We start from the raw sequence: 22,048 nt of genomic DNA on the forward strand, positions 1-22,048 counted from the left end.
GTACTGCGAACGTCACGCCCTCGGGGCCACCGGGCGGCGTCTGCGCAGGAGTTCGGCCAGGCCCCGGCGGGTCGCGGCGATCACCACGCGGTCCTCGGGGCGCAGTACGTACCCGGGGTGCAGGTCCCACACCAGGCCGGACGGGCGGTCCGGGGTGGCCGATTCGGAGAAGGCCAGGTCGGGGCGGCGGTCGCCGGGCGGGGTGGCGTCCAGGGCGAGGACCCGCCAGGAGCCCGCGCGGAACGCCTGTTCCACCGTGCGGCCCTCCAGTTGCGGATGGCCCGCCACCTCGACCGCCGCGAAGAGCATCACCTTCCGCTCGACCGGGATCGCGCCCAGGATCTGCCGGCCCATCATGGCGACCGCGAAGGCCGGGGCGGCCAGATGGGAGACGGAGCGGGAGCGGGTCACGGCCTGGGGGTGGGCGGTGCGCAGGGTGCGGTAGACGGCGGTGGCGAACTCGTCGTCGTACAGGCGCAGCGCCACCCGCAGGTCCGGCTTGACCGAGCGGGCGTAGAGGGCCGCCTCCAGGTTGGTGGTGTCGGCGCTGGTCAGGGCGAGGAGGGCGCGGGAGCGCTGGATCTTCGCCGCCTCCAGGACGCCCTCCTGCGTGACGTCGCCGAGGACCACCGGTACGTGCAGCCGCCGGGCCACCGGGATGCCGCGCGCGTCCGGGTCGTTCTCCACGCACACCACGGGGATGCCTAGTTCGCGCAGCCGGACGAGGACGCGTGTACCGATCTTGCCGAGGCCGAGCAGCACCACATGGCCGGACAGGCCGCGCGGCGGGCGGCGCAGCGAGGATGCCGTGCGGAGCGAGCCGAAGGCTTCCAGGACGCCGGCCACGAGGAGCGGGAGCAGCATCAACCCGGCGACACCGGACAGAAGTTGGATGATCTGGCGGGCCGTCGGATCGCCGATCGCCGGGTCGCCCATCGCGAACAGGTCGAGCAGGGTGAGGTAGGTGGCGTGCAGCGGATTGTCGCCGGTGGTGAGCGTGGAGGCGACGGCGAGGGCCAGGACGGCCAGGCCGACGCCCAGCGCTGACCAGCGCAGCCGCCGCGAGAAGACCTGGCCGAGTGGTGCGCCCCGGCCGCCCATCCGGGGTGTCGGACCGGGCGGGCCGGCCTGGCTGACCGCTTCCAGGACGATCGTGCCGCGCCCCGTCGCCGCCGCCACCTGCCGTTCGTCGGGCAGCAGCCGGGGCCCCTCGTCGCCGCTGCTGTCGGAGCCCTCGGTGCCCGCCGGGTCATGGGTGGTGGAGGAGAGCAGCGCGAGGGTGCACAGGCCGGGGTCGGCGATCTGGCCGCCCCCGGGCGGGGTGCGTTCGGCGGCGCGCAGCAGCAGGCCCTCCGCCTGGATGACCTTGCTGGAGCCGGTGAGGACGGTCGCCGCGAGGGCGGGGGCCGCGGTGTCGGCGTCGGAGAGGACGGTGGTGGAGGCGTCCAGCGCGGTCCGGTCCAGGCCGGGAGTGGCGACCGCCGCGGCCTGGTCGAGCAGGGTCTCCAGGTGCTGGCCCAGCTTGCGGTTGTAGAGCCGGATGACCAGCCGGACACGGGGGTTGAGGCGGCGGGCGGTCAGCGCGGCGCGGATGTTGCGCTCGTCGTCGTCGTAGACCAGCGCCAGCGCGGAGGCCGATTCGACGCCCGCCTCCTCGAAGGCCTCGTCGGACGGCTCCGGCGCCTCCAGGATGCGGACCGCCTCGACTCCGGCGTTGGTGTCGTCGCCGAGCGCGTCGGCCCCGCCTCCGCCGCCTCCGCCGTTGCGGATCACCGCCGACGACATGCGGCCGAACAGGCCCGCCAAACCCCTTCCGGTCAGCGGCAGTTCCGGTCGGCGGGCGTCACGTCCGGGCGGGAGGAGGAGGGTGACCCGCTCCCCGTAGACATAGCGCAGTTCGACGGCGAGCCGCCTGGCCAGTGCGTCGTCGCCGCAGACGACCATATGTCCGCTGAACGGGGAACGTTGGGGCTGCTGGGGAAGTGGGGGCACGTGACCCAGCATGCCTTGTTCCTCTCCTGTGCGAGCGTGCGGTCAGTGGTCTTCCGTCGGCCCGGCGGGCGGGGGCGCCGCGTGCCGGGCCTGCGGGTTGGTGAGCAGGTGGCGCGGGTCCGCGACCCGGACGATCGCCGACTCGACCGCCGCGATCCGGTCCGCGAGCAGCCCCAGCGCGGCGACGGCCCGGGTCATGGGGTCGCCGTCCGGGCCGCCCAGCGCCTGGGTGCGGACGTAGGAGGCGGTGATCGCGGACCAGCGCGCGGACTGTTCGGTGCTGAGCCGGCCGCGCAGCGCGGCGAGCTTCAGCAGGTTCGACTCCGCGCCGCTCGTCAGCGTCTGGGCCTCGCCCGCGTAGTGGTCGTCGATGACGGCGGACAGCTCCGCGTCGTTCATCACCGGCACGATCCGCTCGGCGATCTTGTTCATGTTGCGGTACGAGCCCTGGAGCCGGAACGGCGGCTCGGTGCGCGTCGTGTCCGTCTGCGCCGCCGAGGCGATGTACGCGGCGTTCACGGCGAGCACCGTGTCCCGGGCGGTCAGCAGATGGCGCAGGACCGCGACGATCCGGTCCACCTCGGCGGGGGTGTACGGGTGGTCCAGCCGGTCCGCGCCCGGCGCCGGGGCGGTGTGGGAGGCGAGGCGTACGAACCGGACGAGGTCGTCGCGGGAGCGTCCGGCGAGCGGGGCCAGCACCGGGTTGGCGGTCAGCGCGTTCTCGACGAAGCTCAGCGCGAAGACGTCCTCGCGGCCGCTCAGCACCTCGCCGAGGTTCCAGACGTCGGCCCGGTTGGCGAGCATGTCGGGGATGCGGAACCGCTCGCCCGACTCCGTGTACGGATTGCCCGCCATGCACACCGCGAAGCGCTTGCCCCGCAGGTCGTGGCTGCGCGGTTCGCCGTCCCGCACGCCCTCGATGCGGCGGGTGGCGTCGCAGAGCGGGATGAACTTCTGGAGCAGTTCCGGTGAGGTGTGCTGGATGTCGTCGAGGTAGAGGAGCGTGTTGTTGCCGGACTCCAGCGCGAAGTTGATCTTCTCGATCTCCTGGCGGGCGGTCGCGGTGCGGGCCTGGGCCGGGTCCAGCGAGGTCACGTCGTGGCCGAGGTTCGGTCCGCTGATCTTGACGAGGACCAGGCCGAGCCGGTCGGCGACGTACTCCATGAGCGTCGTCTTGCCGTAGCCGGGCGGCGACACGAGCAGCAGCAGGCCCTGCGAGTCGGTGCGCCGGTCGGCGTCGGCGGTGCCGAGCTGCTTGGCGAGGCTGTCGCCGATCAGCGGCAGATACACCTCGTCCAGCAGCCGGTTGCGGACGAACGCCGACATGACGCGCGGCCGGTGGTCGTCCAGCCGCAGCCGGGTCCGCTCGGCGTTCACCAGTGCGGTGCGCCGGCGCTGGTAGGCGCGGAACCCGGGAACGGCCACGGTGCGGAACCCGGCGGTGCGGGCGAGGAGTTCGTCGAGCCGGACGGTCAGCGTGCCCCGGTCGATGCGCGGGTGGGTGCCGAGCAGGCCGTCCACCCGCGCCGTCAGCGGGGCCTCGCAGTCGTACCGGTCGAGCACCGGCTCCGGGCAGAGCTCCACGGCGACGGCCTCCGCGAGATCGCCCGCGTCGATCACGGTGCCGCTCGCGGCGGCGTACGAGGAGAGCCAGCCCTCGACGAGCTGGCGACGGGCCGGCAGGTCGTCGCGGAGCGCGGCAAGATCCTCGTCGTACGCCGAAGTCCCGGTCGTACGGCGGAACTTGTCCAGGAAGGTGCGGGCGGCGGCGCTGGTCACGAATCCGGCCGGGCCGCTCGTCAGCTCCTCGAAGAGGTACGCGGCGACGGCGGACGGGTCGTCGCCCGGGATGACGGCCGCCCACTCCTCCTGAAGGGCGTCGACCGCCGGGGCGAGGCCGAAGGTCTCGCGGGCGCGGGCCAGCGAGAGCGCCCGCCGGGTCCATGAGGTGCGCCGGGCCTCGTCCGTGCCGTACGCCCAGAAGAGCTGGGCCGACGCCCGTACGGCGGGCGGGCAGCGCAGCAGGCCGGCCCCGGAGTGCAGCCGCAGCAGGGCGGTGAGGATCGCGGTGGCGTCCTCGTCGTGCACGCCGCGCTGATGACCCTCGTCGTACCCGGCGGCAGCCGACTCCCGTACCAGAGAGGTGAGTTCGGCCGGGTCGAGGGCGCCGAGGGTGTCCGCGCCCCGCTCGTCGAGGAGCCGGGCGGCCAGGTGTTCGCCCCGGTAGACCTGCGGGGACTCGGAGGGGAGGGTCTGCTCCCAGTACGGGCGGGTCGCCTCGAACTCCGGGTCGGTGACCGGGGAGCGGTAGTCCGTGCCGGTGAGGGCGAACGCGAGCCGGTCCCCGTGCGGGACGAGCGTCAGGTCGAAGGGCTGGGTGTTCACGGCGAACCGGTGCCGTCCCAGCCGGATCGTGGCGCCGCCGTCCGCGTACAGCTCGCTGCGGTCGCGCAGCGCCCGACCGGCCTCCTGGCGGGCGGCCAGCAGCTGCCCGTCGAGCTCCTCGGCCCGCACCGGATCGCCGAGTCCGCGCAGCTCCTCGGCGGTGCGGCGGACCTTGGCGACCATCGGGTCGGAGGCGAAGTAGGTGTGGACGGCGTCCAGATCGGGCAGGGCGGACAGCCGCCGCGAGACGGTCTCCAGGACCCGGGCCGCCGAATCCGCCAGCCGCTCGGCGCGCCGGGCGCGGGCGTCCTGCAGGGTCTGCTTGCGGGCCGAGAACGCCTCGTACACCTCCGTACGGCGCTCGGCCAGCTCGGCGAGGAAGTCGTCGAACTCCGCGAACCGCGACTCCAGGTTCTCCAACTGGAGGAGCAGCCGGGCCAGTTGTTCGTCGCAGGCGTCGGGGGTGTCCGAGGCGGCGATGGCCCCGGTGACGGCCTGCCCGAGCAGGGCGAACTCGGCGGCGAACTCGGCGCGGCCCTCGTGGTCGAGGAGTTCGCGACGGCGTGCTTCGAGCGTGGCGCGGGCCCGGTTGACCCCGCCGAGGACCTCGGCGATCCGCTCCAGGATCGACGTACGGACCGTCGTGTCCCCGATGTCGAGACCGGCGACGACATCCGTGACGGTGCTCAGGCCCTCCGTCATCCCGGTCAGCCGCTCGCCGAGCGCCGCCGCGTCCGCGACGGTGGCGAGCGCGGACGCCTCGGCGGTGAGGCCGGCGATGTCCTCGTGGTAGCCGCTGAAGGCGTCGTCCCGGCCGAGAAAGGCGACGGCGCGCTGTGCGGCCGATTCCAGGTCGGCGGCGGTCGCGGCGGAGAGTTCGGCGATCCGCCCGGTGTCCGCGTACCGCATCTCGGAGAGCGTCGCCAAGTGGCCGTGGGCGCGCCGCAGTTCGGTCAGCCGGTCCACCCAGGCGGCGGCCGAGCGCGGGGCCTCGCCGCGGATGCGGCGGACGAGCGCGGTGATCCGGTCGGCCGCCCCGTCGAGTGCTTCGGCGGCCTGCCGGGTCAGCTCCCGCACCGTCTCGAACTCGGTCAGGACCTGCTGGGCGGTGGCCCTCAGCTCCGCCAACGGGTCAGCGAGCGCACCGAGTTCGGCGTCGGTGAGCCAGTGGTAGCGGTCGGTGGCGCGGGTGCAGTCCGTGACCAGTTGCGCGTACACGGCGGCGGTCGGGGTCGTCTCGGCGGCGCTGTGCGCCAGCGCCAGGCAGTCGGAGATCCCGCGCACCAGATCGGCGTTGCCGACCCGGGCCAGCGGACCCGTCCCGGCGGGGCGGGAGGCCGCGTGGGTGTCGGAGACGTACGGGGTCCGCCAGCGCTGCAAGGGGTGGACCCGGGCCGGTTCGTCGCCGGTGGCGGTGGTGCGCAGCAGGACGAGCGTGCCGTCGTCGAGCAGGGCGTGGCCGCGGCCCTGGAGCGGGGTGGCGACCTCCTGCCGGATCAGGTTGTAGGGCAGGAGCAGGCCGCGGCCGTCGTCGGGGGAGCGGAAGACGTAGAGGACGTCCTCGCCGTTCGGGGAACGGACGGCGCCCTCGAAGACCGGGTCGGTGAGCGGCTCGGCGATGTCGAAGGTCTTGGCGGTGCCGGTGGTGAGGTAGTAGCCGCCGGGGAAGATGATCCCCTGGTCCTCCGGGAGCCGGTGGCAGGCCGGCCCGATGCCGTCCAGGCGCAGAACGGTCCCGAGCAGCGAGTTGAAGACCAGGTACCGCCAGGACTCCTCGTTGTACGGGCGGACCCGGAGCAGGACCAGCGGTCCGATCGTGGCGTGCTCGACCTCCGCGTCGGCGAGCGACTGGAGGGGTTCGGCGACCGGCTCCTCGTAGATCCCGTCGGGAGTGCCGGTGTCGTTCACCGTCTTGACGGTGAGGGTGCCGCCGAGCGTGTCGACGTAAAGCACGGCGGCGTCCGCGCCGTCCCCGCCCACCGCGATGTGCGGGTGCCGGCCGAGGACGTGCGACTCGCGCCCCGCGACGGTCCAGGTGAAGTCGTGCGACGGCGGGAAGACGTGGTCGCGGTCGCCGCGCGCGTCCAGGAACGCGCCCGGCGAACCGTCCGGGCCGAGCGCCCAGCGGAGCACCCGGATGCCGTCCGCGCTCTCGCCGGTACGGAAGACGGCGAGCAGCTTTCCGTCCACCCGGCGCAGCCGCAGCAGCCGGGCGTCGCGGTAGTAGCGGTGCAACCCCGTGAACTCGCGTACGAAGCTCTCGTCGGCCAGCGGCCCGTCCGCGACGGGCGACCCCAACTCCGGCTCGTACAGGGCGAGTACATCGGCCACCTGGGCCGGATCCGCCGCCCCCGGGCCCCGTTCGAAGCCGAACAGCAGCCGTCCGCCGACGGCCACCAGGTCGCGGGGCACGGCCGCGCGCTCGGTGCGGATCTGCTCGGTGCCGGTGAGCCGGAGCTCGGTCGAGCCGAACACCTCGGTGCGCCGCGTGTTGAGCTCCTCGGCGCGGCGCGCGAGCTCGGCGGCCCGGTCGCCGAGCCGGCGGCGCAGCACGTCGTACGTCCCCGCGTCCACGGGGCCGCCGGTGGGCGCTGCGGTCGTGGTGTCGGTGTCCATACGTACGGCTCTCCCTGCGAGGTGTTACGAGGCGTGCGGTGCGGGTGGTGCGTCCGGTCGTCGGGTTGCGCAGCCTCCGGCCGCGCTGTTTCCTCCGTCGCCGGACGGGCTTCGGGTGCCCCGCCCGTCCGGCGATCCGCGCCCTACGACAGGGCCTGGGTGACCGGCGTCGACCCGTTCCGCGAGACGGGTACGGCGGAGGCGTCCACCGCTCCGGTCGCCGCGGGGACATCCGCCCCGGCCATCGCCGAGACCGGCAGGTCGGCCAGTCCCAACTCCTTCGCGGCGGACAGCAGTTGCTGGATCTGGCCCGGGGCGACCCCGGCGCCCGGGGCCCGCATCATCCGCATCAGCAGCGCGGACACCGTCAGATTCTGCACATCGCCCGTGGACACCGACCCGAGCACCCGGGTCAGATCGTCCGTGAACGAGGACGTGCCGTTCAGCCACGGACCCGCGAGGGCCTTCGCGGTGTCCGAGTTCTCCACGAACCCGTCGAGGCTCTTGCCCATGGAGATGGACGAGACCAGCCGGTCGAAGAAGACCGACTCCCCGCCGACGATGTCGATGTCGGCGTTCTCCAGGCCGGTGGCCAGCACCGTCGCCTGTGCCTCGGCCACCTGCCGCTGCACATCGAGGCCGGCCAGCCGGATCTCCTTCTCCGCGGCGAGCCGCAGCCGGTACTCCTCGTGCCCGCGCGAGGCGTCGTCCAGCGCCGCCATCGCCGCCGCCTTCTCGGTCAGGCCCGCCGCCTCGGCCTTCAGCTTCTCGCCGATCACCGCCGCGTCGGCCGTCGCCTGGGCCTGGGTGCCCTCCGCCGTCGCGAGCGCCTTGAGCCTGGCGCCCTCCGCCTCGGCCTTGAGCCGGGCGGACGTGGCCTCGGCCTCGGCGAGACCGGCCTTCTCGATGACATCGGCCTCCGCCTCACGCACCTGGATCTCCGCCAGGCCGGGCGCCGCGGACTCCGCCTGGATGCCCTCGGCCAGCCGCAGCTTCGCCTGGGCGTCCAAGTCCGCGGTCTTCAGCCGGGCCTCGGCGAGCGTCAGCTGCTCGGCGGCCAGGTGGGTGGCCGCGGCCTCGGCCGCCTCGGCGGCCTTGATGTCCTTGACCAGCTTCTCCTGGGCCTCCGCCTCGGCGGCGATGATGACCGACTTGCGGGTGCGCTCCGACTCCTCGACGGCCCGCAGCGTCTTGATGGACTCCTCCTGCTCGGCGACCGTACGGTCCACTGCGATCCGTTCCCGGATCACATCGGCGACCTCGCGGCGCTCGGCCTCGACCTCCTTCGTCGCGGCGATCCGATTCAGTTCGGTCTGCCGCTCGCGCCCGATGACCTCGATCAGCCGGTCCTTCTCGATGCGCTCGTTCTCCACGGCGATGACCCGCTCACGGTTCTTCTGCGCGACGGCGATCTCCCGGGCCTGGTTCTCGCGCTGGATGCCGAGCTGCTCCTCGGTACGGATGAACGCGGCCTGGGAGCCGAGCCGTTCCTCCTCCTGGACCTTGGCGGTGGCGGCCTCCTCGCGGGCCCGCAGCGTCTCGACCTCGCGGCGCTGCTTGATCTCGGCCTCGGCCTGCCGGCGCTCCAGCTCCAGGATGGTCTCCCGGGCGTCGACGTCCTGCCGGGTGATCTCCTTCTGCTCGGTGCGCTGGAACTCGTTGGTGCGCACGTGCTCGATCGCCGTCAGCTCGGTGATCTTGCGGATGCCCTGCGCGTCGAGGATGTTGGCGCCGTCGAGCTGCGTCATCGGCGTCTGCTCAAGGAAGTCGATCGCCGCGTCGTCGAGGTGGTAGCCGTTCAGGTCCGTACCGATGACCCGGATGATCCGGTCCCGGAACTCCTCGCGCTTGGTGTAGAGATCGACGAAGTCCAGCTGCTTGCCGACGGTCTTGAGTGCCTCGGCGAACTTCGCGGCGAAGAACTCCTGGATCGCCACCTTGTCGCTGGCCCGCTCCGTACCGATGGACTGGGCGACCTTGATGACGTCCTCGACGGTCTTGTTGACCCGCACGAAGAAGTTGATGTGGATGTCGGCGCGGATGTTGTCCTGGCAGATCAGGCCCTCGCGCCCGGTGCGGCGGATCTCGATGGTCTTCACCGAGATGTCCATGGTCTCGGCCTTGTGCAGCACCGGCAGGACGACGGCCCCGGTGAAGGTGACATCGACCTTCTTGGTCTTGGAAATGATCAGCGCCTTGCCCTGCTCGACCTTGCGGAAGAGCCGGCTGACGACGAGAAGCAGGGCGACGGCGATGAGCAGGACAACGGCTACGAGCACACCGAAGCCCAGGGTGATGGCATCCATGACAGTCCTTGGCGGCTGGTGAGGAAGGTGGTGAAAGGAAGGGGGTGCGGCGGTTGTGGCAGCGGAAGGGGTCCGACGGCGGGCGACCGGCTGCGCGACGGCGGCGACGCGACGGCGGCGACGCGACGGCGGCGACGCGACGGGCGGTGCGGGCGGCCGACCGCAGTGGCCGGTCCGGGCGGTCCGGCCGGTCAGCCGGTCAGCCGGTACGGCGCGGGGTCCGGCGCGCACCCGTGCGCGGCGCCGTGCGTGGTCGGGGCGTCGGCGGTCCCGGGTCCAGGGCCTTGTCGTAGGGCGAGACCCAGAAGAACTCGCCCTCGTCGTCGTACGCGTACAGAAGTCCCGCACTGCCCGCGGCGAGGACCGTGTCGTCCGCCGGAGCGAGCAGCCTGACCTGGACGATCGCAGTGGAGCCGTCGTCCGCCCTGACCTCGGCCTGGCCGAAGTCGGAGCTGACGGAACCGGTACGGATCGTGCAGACCCGGCCCAGGAAGTCCTGCCGCGACGGAGGAGGCTCGTCCGGGAAGCGCCGGCGGAAGCAGCGCACCAGCACCCGCAGCACGATCCAGCCGAGCAGCAGTGCCCCGACGAGCACTCCACAGGCGAGCGCGGCCCGGGTGAGCCCGGTGGTCTCGCCGCGGTGCAGCAGGACCGTACCGGTGAGGCTCGCGAACCAGCCGACGACGACCATCACGGACATCGAGACGGTGACCGGCACCCCGCCGATCCCGGCCAGGTCGGTGTCGAGGTCGCCGTCGAAGGAGTGGTGGTCGGCCGCACCGGCCAGCACGAGGAGCCAGAAGAAGACGACGACGGCCAGTGCGGCGCCGAACAGAACGGTCGGAAACGCGGTTGCCGCGCTCAAGAACTCCTGCATTCGTCCACCCCCATGTCCTGCCGGGCGGCCGGTGGTGACCCAGGTGCTGCGGCACCGCCTGAAACGGTGCCGCAGCAGCCGGGTCGTCCCCCGTGTCCCCCGTGTTCCCCCGGTTGGTGCTGACCGGATCGTGTCATCGGGAGGCCTGACACCGCACTGCCGGAGTCCGGCAATCTTTGCCCTTCCTTGATGCCGGGCACCGGCACCGGCCGGTATGCGTTGAGTGAGTGTCAAAGTCGCGTCAGGACTGAAGGAGAAGGCGTGCCGGAGCCGGAGATACCCGATGAGCTTCTGGGGGACTATGCCCACATCCTGGTCGATGTGGCCGCCACCGGCCGCCGTCTCACCCGGGACGAGCTGAAGGACCGCCGCCTGCTGGGCCGGGAGGCCGCCGAGTCCGGATTCCAGTTGCGCGCCCTGGTCGTCCGTCATCTCGCCGAGACCCGTGCCGCCTGGCCGCTGACCTCCGCCGTCGGCGGCGCGTCCGCGGATTCGGTGCTGGCCGCGGTCGAGCAGGCCGTCGACGCCTTCGCGGAGGGCTTCGAGCGGGCCCAGCGGATGACGGTGCGCCGGGAGGAGGCGGCGCGCCGCGAGTTCATCGACGATCTGTTGTACGGGCGCAGCGATCTGGGTCGGCTCGCCGAGCGGGCCACCCGGTTCGGGCTGCGGCTCTCGCGCGCCCACGCGGTCGCGGTGGCGACGGGCCCGGAGGCGTACACGGAGACCGACTCCGTGCCGCGCACGGTCGAGGCGGCGCTGCTCGCCCGCTTCGGCGGCCGGAAGATCCTGCTCACGACGAAGGACGGGCGGCTGATCTGCATCGCCCCCGGCAGCCAGCCCGACGTCCTGCGGTACTTCGCCAAGCAGTCGCACGCGGCGACGGACGGCGGCCGGGTCGCAGTGGGCCGCCCGCACCACGGGCCCGGCGGCGTGGTCCACTCCTACGACGAGGCGCTGGACGCGCTGGATCTGGCGGAGCGGATGGCTCTGGACGATCCGGTGCTGTACGCCGCCGATCTGCTGGTCTACCCGGTGCTGACCCGGGACCGGCAGGCGATGGCCGATCTGGTGCGCAGCGAGCTGGGCCCGCTCCAGCAGGCCCGCGGCGGTGCCGAGCCGCTTCTGAAGACGCTCACCGTCTACTTCGACGCGGGCTGTGTGGCCGCCGAGACGGCCCGCCGGCTGTCGCTGAGCGTGCGGGCGCTGACCTACCGGCTGGAGCGGATCCACCAGCTGACCGGATCCGATCCGTCCGACCCGATGCACCGCTACACCTTGCAGACGGCGGTCATCGGGGCCCGGCTGCTGGACTGGCCCGCCAAGGAGCTGTGACGGGGCTGGGCGGGGCGGGACGCCACGGAACCCCGCACCCGTCGACGCGCTCGTCGCGCGTGCGGTGGATGCGGGGCCCGGAGAGGAGTGGCCGGGAATGCGCAGGGGGGGAGTCGCGCATCCCCGGCCGGCCGGACGCCGACCGGTGGTCAGTCGGTCCGCGTTTCTTCCGGCGGTTCGGGGCGCCGGACCGGGCAGCCGGTCCGGCGGACGGGACGAGCTACAGGTCGAACTCGTGCGGCGGGAGGTCGAGGGCGAAGCACGCCTCCCGCACGACGGCCTGCTCCGACTTGTCGAAGTCGCCGTCGGCGCCGCCGATGACGATGCCGATCTGGATGACGGCACGCGCCTCGGCGGGCTTCTTCTTCGCCTTGCCGATCTCCTGGAGCACGCTGACCTTGCCGAAGGCGAAGTCGGCGGTGAGCTTGTTCACGTAGTCGTTGAAGCGGCGCTGCAGATCGTCCGCCGGGAAGTTCTGCAGGACCTCGTTGGAGGCGATCAGCGAGGCGACGCGCTGGCGCTCGGACGGGTCGATGGAACCGTCGGCGGCGGCGACGAGGGCGCACATGGCCATGCTCGCGTCGCGGAACGCCCCACTCTTCAGGTCGTTCTTCTTCGCTTCCAGCTGCGACTGCATCGACGAGGCGGATTCCTTGATCCGATCCCACAGTGCCATGACGTCTCCATACGTTGCGTTGCGGCGCGTTGCCGGATTGAGGTCCAACTCTACAGACGTGTAGAAGTAAGTGCCCCTCCCGGCATGCTTTGCCCCGTCGCGTCGTCCGGCACGCACGCTCGCCGCGTTGGCCGGGAGTCCTGGTAGCTCCGCTACCAGGACTCCCGGCCGCCTTGCGATCGCACGCACTGGACGACGCTCCTTCCGGGCAGACATTGCCGGTCACGGCACTCGCAGCAGCGGTGCCCGCCGCGTCCCGGAAATATGCCCCGGAAACGGCGGCCAGTAAGATGCTGCGACGCCGCGGCCGACGCGGCATCGCAGAAGGGCGGACCCCCGATGGACTCGGCCAGGCCCGGCCACCACCCGGACAACGAACCACCGCGCGACGGAGTGCCCGCCCCCGCGGAACCACTCCCCGGCGCCGTGCTCCCCGGCGCGGTGCACCCCGCGGCCCGGCGGCTGCGCAGGCGCGGGCAGGGCGAATTGGAGGCCCAGGTCCTCGCCGTGCTGCACTCGGCGAACGGCCCCGCGACGGCCGGCTGGGTCCAGGAACACCTCGAAGGCGACCTCGCGTACACCACCGTCATCACGATCCTCTCCCGCCTCTACGCGAAGAAGGCCGTGACCAGGTCCCGCGAGGGCCGCTCCTACACCTGGACGTCCGCCTCCGACGAGGCCGGTCTCGCGGCCCTGCGGATGCGCCGGGTGCTGGACGGCGAACGGGACCGGGACGCCGTGCTCGCCCGCTTCATCTCGGACCTCTCCCCCGGCGACGAGGAGCGGCTGCGCGCACTTCTGGCGCGGGCGGACGCCCCGGACGATCCGGACAACCTCCGTGACACGGAAGGCCTGTAGACCACCGATGGGTGTCTTCGTCTGCCTGCCGCTCGTGCTGCCGCTGACCGCGCTGCCGATCGCGCGCCTGGCCGAACAGCATCTGCACCCCCGCATCGCGACCCGGCTGCTCGCCGTCGTCGGCGCGATGCTCGCCCTGTGCAGCACGCTCTGTCTGGGCCTGTTGATGGTGGTGGGTACCGCACAACTGCCGGGCAATCCGCTGCCGGACAGCTGGTCGGACCCGGAGGTGCGGGACGCGGTGCCGTACGAGGTGAAGGCGGGCATCGTCGCGATCGGGGCGCTGGCGGCGGTGCTGGCGGCGTGCGGGTGGACGGTCTACCGCCATCTGCGGCTGCGGATCGGCGCGCGCCGCGTGCTGGCCGCCGCGCCCTCCGTCGTCTCCGGCGATGTCGCGGTGCTCCCGGACCCGGAGCCGTACGCCTACGCGCTGCCCGGGAGTCCGGGTCGCGTCGTCGTCTCGACCGCGATGGCCGAGTGCCTGGACGCCCGTGAGCGGCGGGCCCTGATCGCCCATGAGCGGGCCCATCTGGCCGCTCGGCACCACCGTTATCTGCTGGCCGCCCAACTCGCGGCGCGGGCCAACCCGTTCCTGCTGCCGCTGCGTACCGCGGTGTCGTTCAGCACCGAACGGTGGGCGGACGAGGAAGCCGCGTACGCGGTCGGCGACCGGCGGGTGGTGGCCATCGCGGTCGGCAAGGCGGCGCTGTACTCGCACCGCGCTCCGGACGTCTCGGCCGGCTTCGCCGCCTTCGCGGCCCCGGCGGGCCCCGTGCCCCGCCGGGTCGCGGCGCTGCTCGCGCCGGTTCCGCCGGTCCGGCTGTGGCCGCCGTCGTCCGCCCATGTCGCCCTCGCGGCGCTGGTCGCGACGGTGGGCACGGCGGCCTCGGCGCTGTCGTCGCTCAACGCGGCCGTGACGCTGGTGGGGATCCTGCACGCGGCGACCCCGCTGTGAGCCGGGCGGGCCCGGCGGACGGTCGTCCGCCGGGCCCGAACGTCCGGCCTCAGTCGGCGGAGGAGGCGTACTCCTCCTGGACGGCGGGCGCGGCGGACGCGGCGGGCGCCGGATGCGTCGCGGGGAGCTCGACGCTCCCCTTGCCTCCGCCGCTGCTGCTGCCGCTGCCGCTGCCGCTGCCGTCCCGGCCGCGCCACGCCTGGATCCTGGCCACGACCGGCTGGGTCCAGCGGGCGGTGAGAGGTCCGACGATGACGAGGATGAGGACGTAGGCGGTGGCGATGGGCCCGATCCGGGGCTCGGTCGCCACGGCCAGACCGGCGATGACGATGGAGAACTCACCGCGCGCGACGAGCGTTCCGCCGGCCCGCCACCGTCCGCGCGAACCGATTCCGGCCCGCCGGGCCGCGTACCATCCGGTGGCGATCTTGGTGAGGACGGTGGTGATCGCCAGCAGCGCCGCGGGGAGCAGCACCGGCGGGATCTCGGCCGGATTGGTGGAGAGCCCGAAGAACACGAAGAAGACGGCGGCGAACAGGTCCCGCAGCGGCGTCAGCAGCTTGCGCGCCCCCTCGGCGACCTCGCCCGAGAGCGCGATCCCGACCAGGAACGCGCCGACGGCGGCGGACACCTGCAACTCCTGTGCCACACCGGCCACCAGGACGGTCAGCCCGAGGACGACCAGCAGCAGCATCTCCGGATTGTCCGAGGACACCGCGCGGCTGATCAGCCGCCCGTGCCGCAGCGCCAGATAGAGCACGAACCCGACGGTGCCCAGTGCGATGAGCAGGGCGATGCTGCCCCCGGCGAGGCCCACGCCCGCGAGCATCGCGGTGAGCAGCGGCAGATAGACGGCCATCGACAGGTCCTCGATGACGAGCACGCCGAGGATGACGGGCGTCTCCCGGTTGCCCAGCCGCCCGAGGTCGGTGAGCACCTTCGCGATGACCCCGGATGACGAGATCCAGGTGACCCCGGCCAGGGCGACCGCGCCCACCGGCCCCCAGCCGAGCAGCAGCGCCGCCACCGCTCCCGGGGTCGCGTTGAGCACGAAGTCCACGGCCCCGGACGGGTATTGGGTCTTGAGGCTGGTCACCAGTTCCGAGGCGCTGTACTCCAGGCCGAGCAGGAGCAGCAGCAGGATGACGCCGATCTCGGCACCGACGGCGGTGAATTCCTCACTGGCCCCCAGCGGCAGGAGCCCGCCCTCGCCGAAGGCGAGCCCGGCCAGCAGATAGAGCGGGATCGGCGAGAGCCCTATGCGTCCGGCGAACCGCCCGATGAGTCCGAGCCCCAGAATGACGGAGCCGAGCTCCACCAGCAGTGCGGTCGTGTCGTGCACGGTCAGCCCTCCGCAATGATCTCGGAGAGCGTGTCGACGCCCTCACGTGTACCGACGACCACGAGCGTGTCCCCGATGGCCAGCCGGAAGTCCGGTCCGGGGGACGGATGCGCGCTGTGGGTCCGCAGCACGGCGACGATCGAGGCTCCCGTCCTGGTCCGGGCCTTGGTGTCCCCGAGCAGCCGCCCGCCGTACGGGGAGCGCGTCCCGAGCGGGATGTGCTCGGTGACCAGGTCGATGCCCTCGGTGCGTACGGCGTCGATGGGCGCGGCGTCGATGAGGTGCGCGAGGCCGGTGGCCTCCTGTGGTGTCAGGGGTACCGAGAGCCGGCAGGAATCGGGGTCGTCCTGGTCGTAGAAGCCGATGAACCGCCGCCCGTCGTGGTGGACGACGACGGAGATGTGCTGGCCCGACTCGGTCGTGTAGTCGTACTGCACACCGACTCCGGGCAGCGTGGTGCGGTGGGTTCCCATGGCTTCCTCCCGAGAGGTGCGGCGGCTCTTGACGCACTTGGTGATCTCTTTATCTACGCATTACCTTATCCGGAGGGTCCCGCCGCCTGCGGCGTGCGGGGCTGTCGGGTTCGTATCCGGTGCGCCTCACGCGTGAGCGATGAGTTGGGGCGACGGATCGGATCTGCCCGGTATGGCCCGGATCGTCGCTGATCGCGGCCATCGCCGGGCCGGGTCCGGAGATGCGGTGGAGTACCTCGTCGGTCGAAATGCTCCACCCCGCTGGCAGCCCTAGTTCGGGGTAGCCCTCGCATCGGTAAGAACTCCGTCGCTGATCGCGCCTCGCAGTAAGTGAGCAATCTCTTCGGGCTTGAGGTCGATGCTGTCGACTCCGGCCATGGTCAGCGGGATCTCCTCCAGGGCGTATTCGCCCCGGCCTTCGGTGCTGAACTCGGGTCCGGTGCGGTCGTCGAAGGACCATGCCTCGATGCGGGCGAGGTAGAAGAGATGTCGCTCGTCGTCGGTCTCCAGCGTGTGCAGGAGGCGGACGATGTCGGCCTTGCCGGCGATCTCCTCGTGGATCTCCCGATGGAGGGCGGCCTCCCGGGATTCGTCGGTGGCTTCGACGCCGCCTCCGGGCAGGACCCAGTAGACGGGGATGCCGGGCCGGGTGCGGCGGATGACCAGCATCGTCTCGTTCGGGGTGACGAGGACAGCGCGGACTCGCTCGATCATGTGGTGCTCTTTCCTTGGTAGTTGGCGGTCTCAGTGCAGCAGCCAGCCGCCGTCGACGTGTACGGATTGCCCAGTGATGAACGACGCGGAGGGGCCGACGAGGAACGCGACCAGGGCCGCTACGTCCTCGGGCCGTCCACGGCGGGGAACGCACTGCCGCTGGATCTGGTCTGCGGGACGGGCCCGGAACTGGGTCGGGATGGCGGTCTCGGCCTCAACCTGGATGGCTCCGGGCAGGACGGTGTTGACGCAGACGCCGTACGGGCCGAGTTCGCGGGCGAGGGAACGGGTCAAGCCCAGCAGCCCGGCCTTCGCGGTGCTGTACGCGACGAGGTCGGTGCGTCCGACGCGGGCGTTGACGCTCCCGATGTTGACGATCCGGCCCCACCGGCGTTCGACCATCCCGGGGGTCACCGCGTGGCAGATGCGGTAGTGGGCGGTGAGGTTCACGTCGAGGGAGTAGTTCCAGGCGGCCTCGTCGGTGTCCTGCCAGGGGACGCGGGGGTAGGAGCCGGCGTTGTTCACGAGGATGTCGATGGGGCCGATCTCGGCGCGGACGAGGTCGGCCATGGTCTGGACGGCGCCGGGGTCGGTCAGGTCGGCGTTCACTGCGATCCCGGAGCTGCCGTCTCGCTCGAAGGCGGCGAGGAGGGCATGGGCGTCGGGGTCCTGGCCGAGGTGGTTGACGGCGACGGTGGCTCCGGCGGTGGCGAGTGCCCGTCCGATTTCGGCGCCGATGCCGGTGGCGCCCCCGGTGACGAGAGCGATGCGGCCCTGCAGGGGTCGGGCCTGGAGAGGGCTTTCAAGCAGGGACAGGGACATTGCTGCTCCATTCGCCAGGGTGGGAATCAGGGGCCGGTTCGATGGTGAAGAATGCGTCGAGGGTCGTGAGAGGGTCCTGGCTCTCGGCGAGCTTGATCAGTACGAGCAGGAGGTCGTGGCCGGTCAGGCGGGCTGCCGGGATGACGCCGAGGATGCGCAGGGCGAGGAAGGCGTGGAGCCCGTCCAGGCCGGTGCTGCCCTGGCCCCGCAGACTGTCCAGGGACCGCATGATGGCCGCGCGGCGGCCGGGCCCGGTATGCCAGGAGTACCGGACGTCGGTGTGCCGGATGCCCTGGTGCAGCTCCAGGCGCTCGATGCGTGGGCGGGACTGCGGCGGCAGGGCGAGGCGGAGGGTGCGGGCGTACACATCAGGTTGGTAGCGGGGAACGAGCCAGCCGCCCAGGGCCATCAAGTACCAGAGCAGGTTCGCGGCCTCGCCCGCGGCGGTGTTGCGGCCGGCGAACTCGAAGTCGAGCCAGCACAGCGGGTCGGCGATGTTGGGTTCGGTGGGATCCCCCTGCGTCAGCCCAGCAGGCCACCGTCGGTCGGGGGACAGCACGTGGCGGACGCTGTCGATGATGTCAGCGACGTTCAGCGTCAGCTGTCTGCCGTTGGCCGTGACGGTGAAGTCGGCCAGCTCCCGGAGGGAGAGGGCCGTATCGGTGTAGGGCAGGGCGATCGGCAGGTCACGGCCCAGGTACCAGCGGTCCAGTCGGCCGCCGGACCGGATGCGGTCGAGGTAGAGATCCGGAACGCAGTCGACCAGAGGCACGCTCTTCCCGGTCTCCTCGACTGCTGCCCGCAGGTCGGCGCAGACGCCGTCCACGAGGCGGGCCAGGCGGGGCAGCATGGCCGGGTCGCGGTCGGCCAGGGCGATCACGTCGCCCATCAGCAGCTCGCACCGGCCGGTGGCGAAGACGTCCTCGTAGGCGAGGACGTACCTGTCCGGTAACGCGATCTGCCCGTGAAGGGCCGATACCGGGATGCGGGAGGCGAGCTGCGTCCACCCTTTCGCCTCTGCGTTGGCTTGCTCGCGGGTCGCCACGGGCCTGTGGAAGGTGGCCGCGGTCACCGGGGCCGACCAGGCGCTCGCGCTCACTGGATCTCCCCGGGAAGGGTGTCCAGCCAGTTCTGGAGAACGAGGGCTGCCAGTGCTTCGGCGGCGGGCCGCTCGACGCGGGCGGCGGTGACCGCGTTCGTGTCCTGCCGTTTGGCGTCGAGGAGGACGGTCAGGGCGTCGCTGTCAGAGGCACACTCGATCCCGCCGAAGCGGAGTTGGATCTTCGCGAGCAGCGCGGTGACCTTGTAGAGGTCGCGTAGGTCGGGTGCTCTCTTGAGGAGCTGGCGTCGGATCTCTATGGCGGCCTGAATGCCGTCGCGCAGGCTCACGTCGATGTCGGTGGCGGCATCCGGGGCGGGCAGGACCAGGCCGGGGGCGGACCACAGCGGGACCAGTGCGCCGCTGCCGATGAGTGCGAGGACGTGCAGAAGCCGGGAGGTCACGGCGCCCACCCGGCACTCGGCTCGGGTCAGCACGGTCAGACCGAGCTTGACCCCGCCGAGTTCAGCCTCCAGCTCCGCGAGAACCTGGCGCATCCCGTCGAGGGAGGAGGCGTCGGCGATGACGAACACGTCGAGGTCGCTCCAGCCGTGCTGGTACTTGCCCCGGGCGCCGCTGCCGGTGACGGCCAGTAGGTCGATCAATGGCTGTGGGCCGGTCGTGCGGTCGAGGAACTCGGCCAGGTAGGACTCCAGATGCACCGGGAGTCCGAGGGCGTTCACCGGCATGGTGCTGGGCTGGTGTTCCGGCCAGCGGCGGGCGAGCGCCATGCGGTCCAGACAGCGTTCCAGCTCCAGGCGCGGCCCGTCGTTGCAGATGACCTCTTGGGCGATGGAGACGATCCTGTCCGCACCTCGGGCACTTTTGACGACGTCTCTCTCGGCAACATCTTGGGCACCGGCGGCCCCGCGCCGGGTGCGCGTGATCGCGGAGGCGTCCAGGTAGGCGATGGTGAGCTGGGACCCGAGCATCCGGGCGAGTTCGGCCGTCGAGTCGAAGTCGTGCAGCGACTCGACGCTGACGAAGTCGAGGAAGTGATGAGCCTGGCAGTACCGGTCCAGGGCATCCACGATCAGTTCGGCCTGCACGATGGAGCCCAGCCGGTACGGGTCGGGGATGCCCGCCCGGCTCGCCGCGTCCTCGATGAGGTAGCCGATCTTGAGGCGGGCATGTCCGTGGTGCGTGCGCAGGTACTCGCCGGCCGTGCTCTTGCCGCTCTCCGACATGCCGCCGAGCGCGGTGACGTGTACCCCGGCCAGAGCCCGGCCGGGCACGTTCGGGTGCAGGGGCGCCAGGAGCCGGCGGATCTCGTCCTGGATGGTGAGGGTCGGCCGGTCGCCGATGCGGATCGACATCGGGAAACGGCCGTCGGCGACGAGTCGGTTGATCTGCTCGTGGAGGTGGCGCTGGTAGGACGCGTAGGTGTCGGCGACGGTCACCTCATGGGCCAGGCTCCGGCGGGTGCCTTCCTCGGGGTCGTCACAGTGCAGGAGGGCGAGGGCGCGTTCGCCTGCTTCGGCGGCCCGGAGGTCGGTTTCGTACGGGGCCAGGAGGAGCCGAGCTCGGTCCGCGGCCTGCGGGACGCCCAGGTTCTCCCGTACGGCGACCGTCGCGGCGACGGATGCCTCCAGCATGGGGATGCCCCGGTCCAGGAGGCGAAACGACGCGGAAAAGTGGCGCCTGGAGCGTTCCAGGTAGGAAGTGGCCAGGACGTCCGCTACTTCTTGGACCGGGCCGGTCTCGAACCACCACCGGGCCATGCCGTCGGCCCTGATGGTGGCCCAGCGCGGGTCGTAGTGGTCGAGCGGTCCGGCCGAGGTGGCGGCCGGACCCATGCGCCGGGCGAGGATTCCGATCTGCTTGGTCTTCCCTGTGTTGTCGGGGCCGCTGAACGCGACCGACATGGGGAGGGGGTGCGTGTCGCTGCTGTACTGGCTGGACATCGGCTTCCCTTCACTGGTGATGCGGAGCACGTGTGCCGGCGAGGTGCCATAGAGGAATCGCGCCGGGAAGCTGGTGGGCCCCCGGCCGGGCGGTCATGGCCACCGTCGGTTCCTCTTACGTGTCCGGGCAGGCGCCAACAGGCCGTGAACAGTGCCTGTTCGAGCCACTTGGAGTTCTGTGGGGTGATATTCAGTGAACGGTGGTCCGGCCTCCTGGGACAGGGCCCAGGATGTAGTCCTGCGTAATCCCGTGTAATCCAGGTGGGGAGGGTGACGGGGTGCCGAGGAACCCAGCTGTCGCAGATTTGATCAAGCAGGCCTGCCAGGAACGAGGCTGGGGGCCGTCCGAGTTGGCGCGCGCCCTTGGCCTGGCGGAGAGCGGAGATCCGCGACGTCTGCAGCGCCAGCACGCCCGGCGGTGGATCGAGGGAGAGCGGACCCCCGACCACTGGTGGCCCTACATCGCGCAGGTGTTGGGGCTGGATCCCGAGGCGATCAACCTTCCGGAGGCCATGCCGGTGGCACTCCACGCCGATACCGTGGCATCAGTCCTGCACCTGGGAAGGAGCGACGTGGAGCGTCGGGAATTCATCCTCGCGTCCAGTGGATACGCCCTGTCCGCGCTCGGTCTGCCCGACATGGACAGCATCACCCGCCGGACCAGGACCGTCCTCTCCGGAGCCGTCCGCGTCGGCCAGGGCGAAGTGTCGGCCGTGCGTCACATGGTGAAGGCCCTCGGCGATTCGGCCTCCGAGCTCGGCGGCGGCCACGCCCGCCACCTGGCCGTCCGCTACCTCACCCAGGACGTAGCTCCCTGGCTGGAGGGCCGCTTCACCGAGGCCACCGGCCACGAGCTGTTCGCCGCGACCTCTCAGCTCGTCCATCTCGCCGGCTGGATGGCCCAGGACGAGGGAGACACCCCCGAACTGCGCGGACTTGCCCAGCGTTACTACGCGCACTCGTTCCGCCTGGCCGCCGAGGCCGGCGATCCAGAGCTTTCGGCGACCGCGCTGCGGGGGCTGGCCGTCCAGTGTGTCGATCTGGGCTATCGGGCCGAGGCGGTCCAGCTCGGTGAAGCCTGCGTCGAATACGGCCGACACCTCGACAACCCGCGCGCGGTCGCCTACTACGAGGCCACCCTCGCCAACGCCGCTGCCCAGGACGACGACCGAAGCATGGCCATCAAGCATCTCGCCAGGTCCGAGACCGCCATCGCCAAGCCGGCGGCCGCGGTCGGCGACTCCTGGGCCGCCCACTACTCACCCGGCCGCTGGGCCCACGAATCCGGCATGATTCTCTCCCGCCTCGGCGACCTCGACGCCGCCGAGGAACGCCTCCACCTGGCTCTCGACATCCACGGCCTCGACCGCCGCCGTACACGCGCTATTGTCCTCGCCGACCTTGGCGGCGTCCGCCTGCGGCAGGGCAACATCGACGGCGCCATGGCCACCTGGCGCGACTTCCTCGACTGCGCCGACGGCATCCGCTCGGTGAAGGTCCAGGCCGCTCTCCAGGACATGCGCGTCCGCCTGCGTCGGCACAACGGAGTTCCGGAGGCCCAGGAACTCCGCGAGCGAGCGGCCCGCGTGACCGTCTAGACCAAAAAATTGTCCACCTGGACCCGGAGGACCTCTTGTCTGTAAGCACTTTTTTGGCTTCAGTGCACGGAGTTCTCTTGGCTCCACCGACCGGCCGAG

15 protein-coding genes are annotated in these 22,048 nt (G+C 71.8%); 4 read left to right on the plus strand and 11 right to left on the minus strand.

Annotation, left to right across the window (positions count from 1 at the left end; translation table 11 throughout):
• Nucleotides 1-12: 12 nt before the first annotated feature.
• From OG520_RS21095 to OG520_RS21110, 4 genes are all read right to left on the minus strand, one after another.
• On the minus strand, nucleotides 13-2,004 hold the full coding sequence (locus OG520_RS21095) for an NAD-binding protein (RefSeq protein WP_399328562.1): 1,992 nt from the start codon (nucleotides 2,002-2,004) through the stop codon (nucleotides 13-15).
• Between the two features lie 30 nt (nucleotides 2,005-2,034).
• Entirely contained in the window at nucleotides 2,035-6,993 is a 4,959-nt protein-coding gene (locus OG520_RS21100) for a DNA repair ATPase (RefSeq protein WP_406014185.1), read from the minus strand.
• A gap of 143 nt (nucleotides 6,994-7,136) precedes the next feature.
• Entirely contained in the window at nucleotides 7,137-9,299 is a 2,163-nt protein-coding gene (locus OG520_RS21105) for a flotillin family protein (RefSeq protein ID WP_406014186.1), read from the minus strand.
• Between the two features lie 199 nt (nucleotides 9,300-9,498).
• Nucleotides 9,499-10,176: a hypothetical protein gene (locus OG520_RS21110; RefSeq protein ID WP_406014187.1), complete on the minus strand. Its 678-nt coding sequence runs from the start codon at nucleotides 10,174-10,176 to the stop codon at nucleotides 9,499-9,501.
• A gap of 261 nt (nucleotides 10,177-10,437) precedes the next feature.
• On the opposite strand from OG520_RS21110, the gene OG520_RS21115 reads away from it, so the two are divergent.
• Nucleotides 10,438-11,508, plus strand: coding sequence for a PucR family transcriptional regulator (locus OG520_RS21115; protein WP_406014188.1), 1,071 nt, complete (start codon nucleotides 10,438-10,440; stop codon nucleotides 11,506-11,508).
• 220 nt (nucleotides 11,509-11,728) lie between these two features.
• On the opposite strand, the gene OG520_RS21120 is transcribed toward OG520_RS21115, so the two are convergent.
• On the minus strand, nucleotides 11,729-12,184 hold the full coding sequence (locus tag OG520_RS21120; RefSeq protein WP_093899464.1) for a tellurite resistance TerB family protein: 456 nt from the start codon (nucleotides 12,182-12,184) through the stop codon (nucleotides 11,729-11,731).
• 339 nt (nucleotides 12,185-12,523) lie between these two features.
• Between OG520_RS21120 and OG520_RS21125 the strand changes: the two genes are divergently transcribed.
• Nucleotides 12,524-13,042 carry a BlaI/MecI/CopY family transcriptional regulator gene (locus tag OG520_RS21125; RefSeq protein WP_399328552.1) on the plus strand — a complete coding sequence of 173 codons (519 nt, stop codon included), beginning with the start codon at nucleotides 12,524-12,526 and terminating at the stop codon, nucleotides 13,040-13,042.
• 7 nt (nucleotides 13,043-13,049) lie between these two features.
• Entirely contained in the window at nucleotides 13,050-13,997 is a 948-nt protein-coding gene (locus tag OG520_RS21130) for a M56 family metallopeptidase (RefSeq protein ID WP_406014189.1), read from the plus strand.
• A 49-nt stretch (nucleotides 13,998-14,046) separates the two neighbouring features.
• Here OG520_RS21130 and OG520_RS21135 read toward each other — a convergent pair whose 3' ends face one another.
• The 6 genes from OG520_RS21135 to OG520_RS21160 form a co-directional block, all read right to left on the minus strand.
• Nucleotides 14,047-15,339: a cation:proton antiporter gene (locus OG520_RS21135; RefSeq protein WP_406014190.1), complete on the minus strand. Its 1,293-nt coding sequence runs from the start codon at nucleotides 15,337-15,339 to the stop codon at nucleotides 14,047-14,049.
• Between the two features lie 2 nt (nucleotides 15,340-15,341).
• On the minus strand, nucleotides 15,342-15,812 hold the full coding sequence (locus OG520_RS21140) for a TrkA C-terminal domain-containing protein (protein ID WP_352274180.1): 471 nt from the start codon (nucleotides 15,810-15,812) through the stop codon (nucleotides 15,342-15,344).
• A 270-nt stretch (nucleotides 15,813-16,082) separates the two neighbouring features.
• Nucleotides 16,083-16,526 (minus strand): NUDIX domain-containing protein, encoded by a 444-nt coding sequence (locus tag OG520_RS21145; RefSeq protein ID WP_406014191.1) that lies wholly within the window; start codon nucleotides 16,524-16,526, stop codon nucleotides 16,083-16,085.
• A gap of 30 nt (nucleotides 16,527-16,556) precedes the next feature.
• Nucleotides 16,557-17,348, minus strand: a complete 792-nt coding sequence (locus tag OG520_RS21150) for an SDR family NAD(P)-dependent oxidoreductase (RefSeq protein WP_406014192.1) — start codon at nucleotides 17,346-17,348, stop codon at nucleotides 16,557-16,559.
• Nucleotides 17,329-18,447 (minus strand): hypothetical protein, encoded by a 1,119-nt coding sequence (locus tag OG520_RS21155; RefSeq protein ID WP_406014193.1) that lies wholly within the window; start codon nucleotides 18,445-18,447, stop codon nucleotides 17,329-17,331. The genes OG520_RS21150 and OG520_RS21155 overlap by 20 nt, the downstream gene beginning before the upstream one ends.
• The gene (locus OG520_RS21160; protein ID WP_406014194.1) at nucleotides 18,444-20,351 is read right to left on the minus strand and encodes a nucleotidyltransferase domain-containing protein; all 1,908 of its coding nucleotides are present in this window, start codon (nucleotides 20,349-20,351) and stop codon (nucleotides 18,444-18,446) included. The genes OG520_RS21155 and OG520_RS21160 overlap by 4 nt, the downstream gene beginning before the upstream one ends.
• Nucleotides 20,352-20,629: 278 nt before the next feature.
• Here OG520_RS21160 and OG520_RS21165 point away from each other — a divergent pair, with 278 nt between their 5' ends.
• Complete coding sequence (locus tag OG520_RS21165; protein ID WP_406014195.1) at nucleotides 20,630-21,949, plus strand: tetratricopeptide repeat protein; 1,320 nt, start codon at nucleotides 20,630-20,632, stop codon at nucleotides 21,947-21,949.
• The last annotated feature ends 99 nt before the right edge of the window (nucleotides 21,950-22,048 follow it).

Origin of the sequence: Streptomyces sp. NBC_00984, assembly GCF_045162475.1 — a bacterium.
Taxonomy (GTDB): domain Bacteria; phylum Actinomycetota; class Actinomycetes; order Streptomycetales; family Streptomycetaceae; genus Streptomyces.

Coding starts and splice junctions, on each gene's coding strand:
- OG520_RS21095 (WP_399328562.1), bottom strand. CDS start 2,004: ATGCTGGGTCACGTGCCCCCACTTCCCCAGCAGCCCCAACGTTCCCCG.
- OG520_RS21100 (WP_406014185.1), bottom strand. CDS start 6,993: ATGGACACCGACACCACGACCGCAGCGCCCACCGGCGGCCCCGTGGAC.
- OG520_RS21105 (WP_406014186.1), bottom strand. CDS start 9,299: ATGGATGCCATCACCCTGGGCTTCGGTGTGCTCGTAGCCGTTGTCCTG.
- OG520_RS21110 (WP_406014187.1), bottom strand. CDS start 10,176: ATGCAGGAGTTCTTGAGCGCGGCAACCGCGTTTCCGACCGTTCTGTTC.
- OG520_RS21120 (WP_093899464.1), bottom strand. CDS start 12,184: ATGGCACTGTGGGATCGGATCAAGGAATCCGCCTCGTCGATGCAGTCG.
- OG520_RS21125 (WP_399328552.1), top strand. CDS start 12,524: ATGGACTCGGCCAGGCCCGGCCACCACCCGGACAACGAACCACCGCGC.
- OG520_RS21130 (WP_406014189.1), top strand. CDS start 13,050: ATGGGTGTCTTCGTCTGCCTGCCGCTCGTGCTGCCGCTGACCGCGCTG.
- OG520_RS21140 (WP_352274180.1), bottom strand. CDS start 15,812: ATGGGAACCCACCGCACCACGCTGCCCGGAGTCGGTGTGCAGTACGAC.
- OG520_RS21145 (WP_406014191.1), bottom strand. CDS start 16,526: ATGATCGAGCGAGTCCGCGCTGTCCTCGTCACCCCGAACGAGACGATG.
- OG520_RS21150 (WP_406014192.1), bottom strand. CDS start 17,348: ATGTCCCTGTCCCTGCTTGAAAGCCCTCTCCAGGCCCGACCCCTGCAG.
- OG520_RS21160 (WP_406014194.1), bottom strand. CDS start 20,351: ATGTCCAGCCAGTACAGCAGCGACACGCACCCCCTCCCCATGTCGGTC.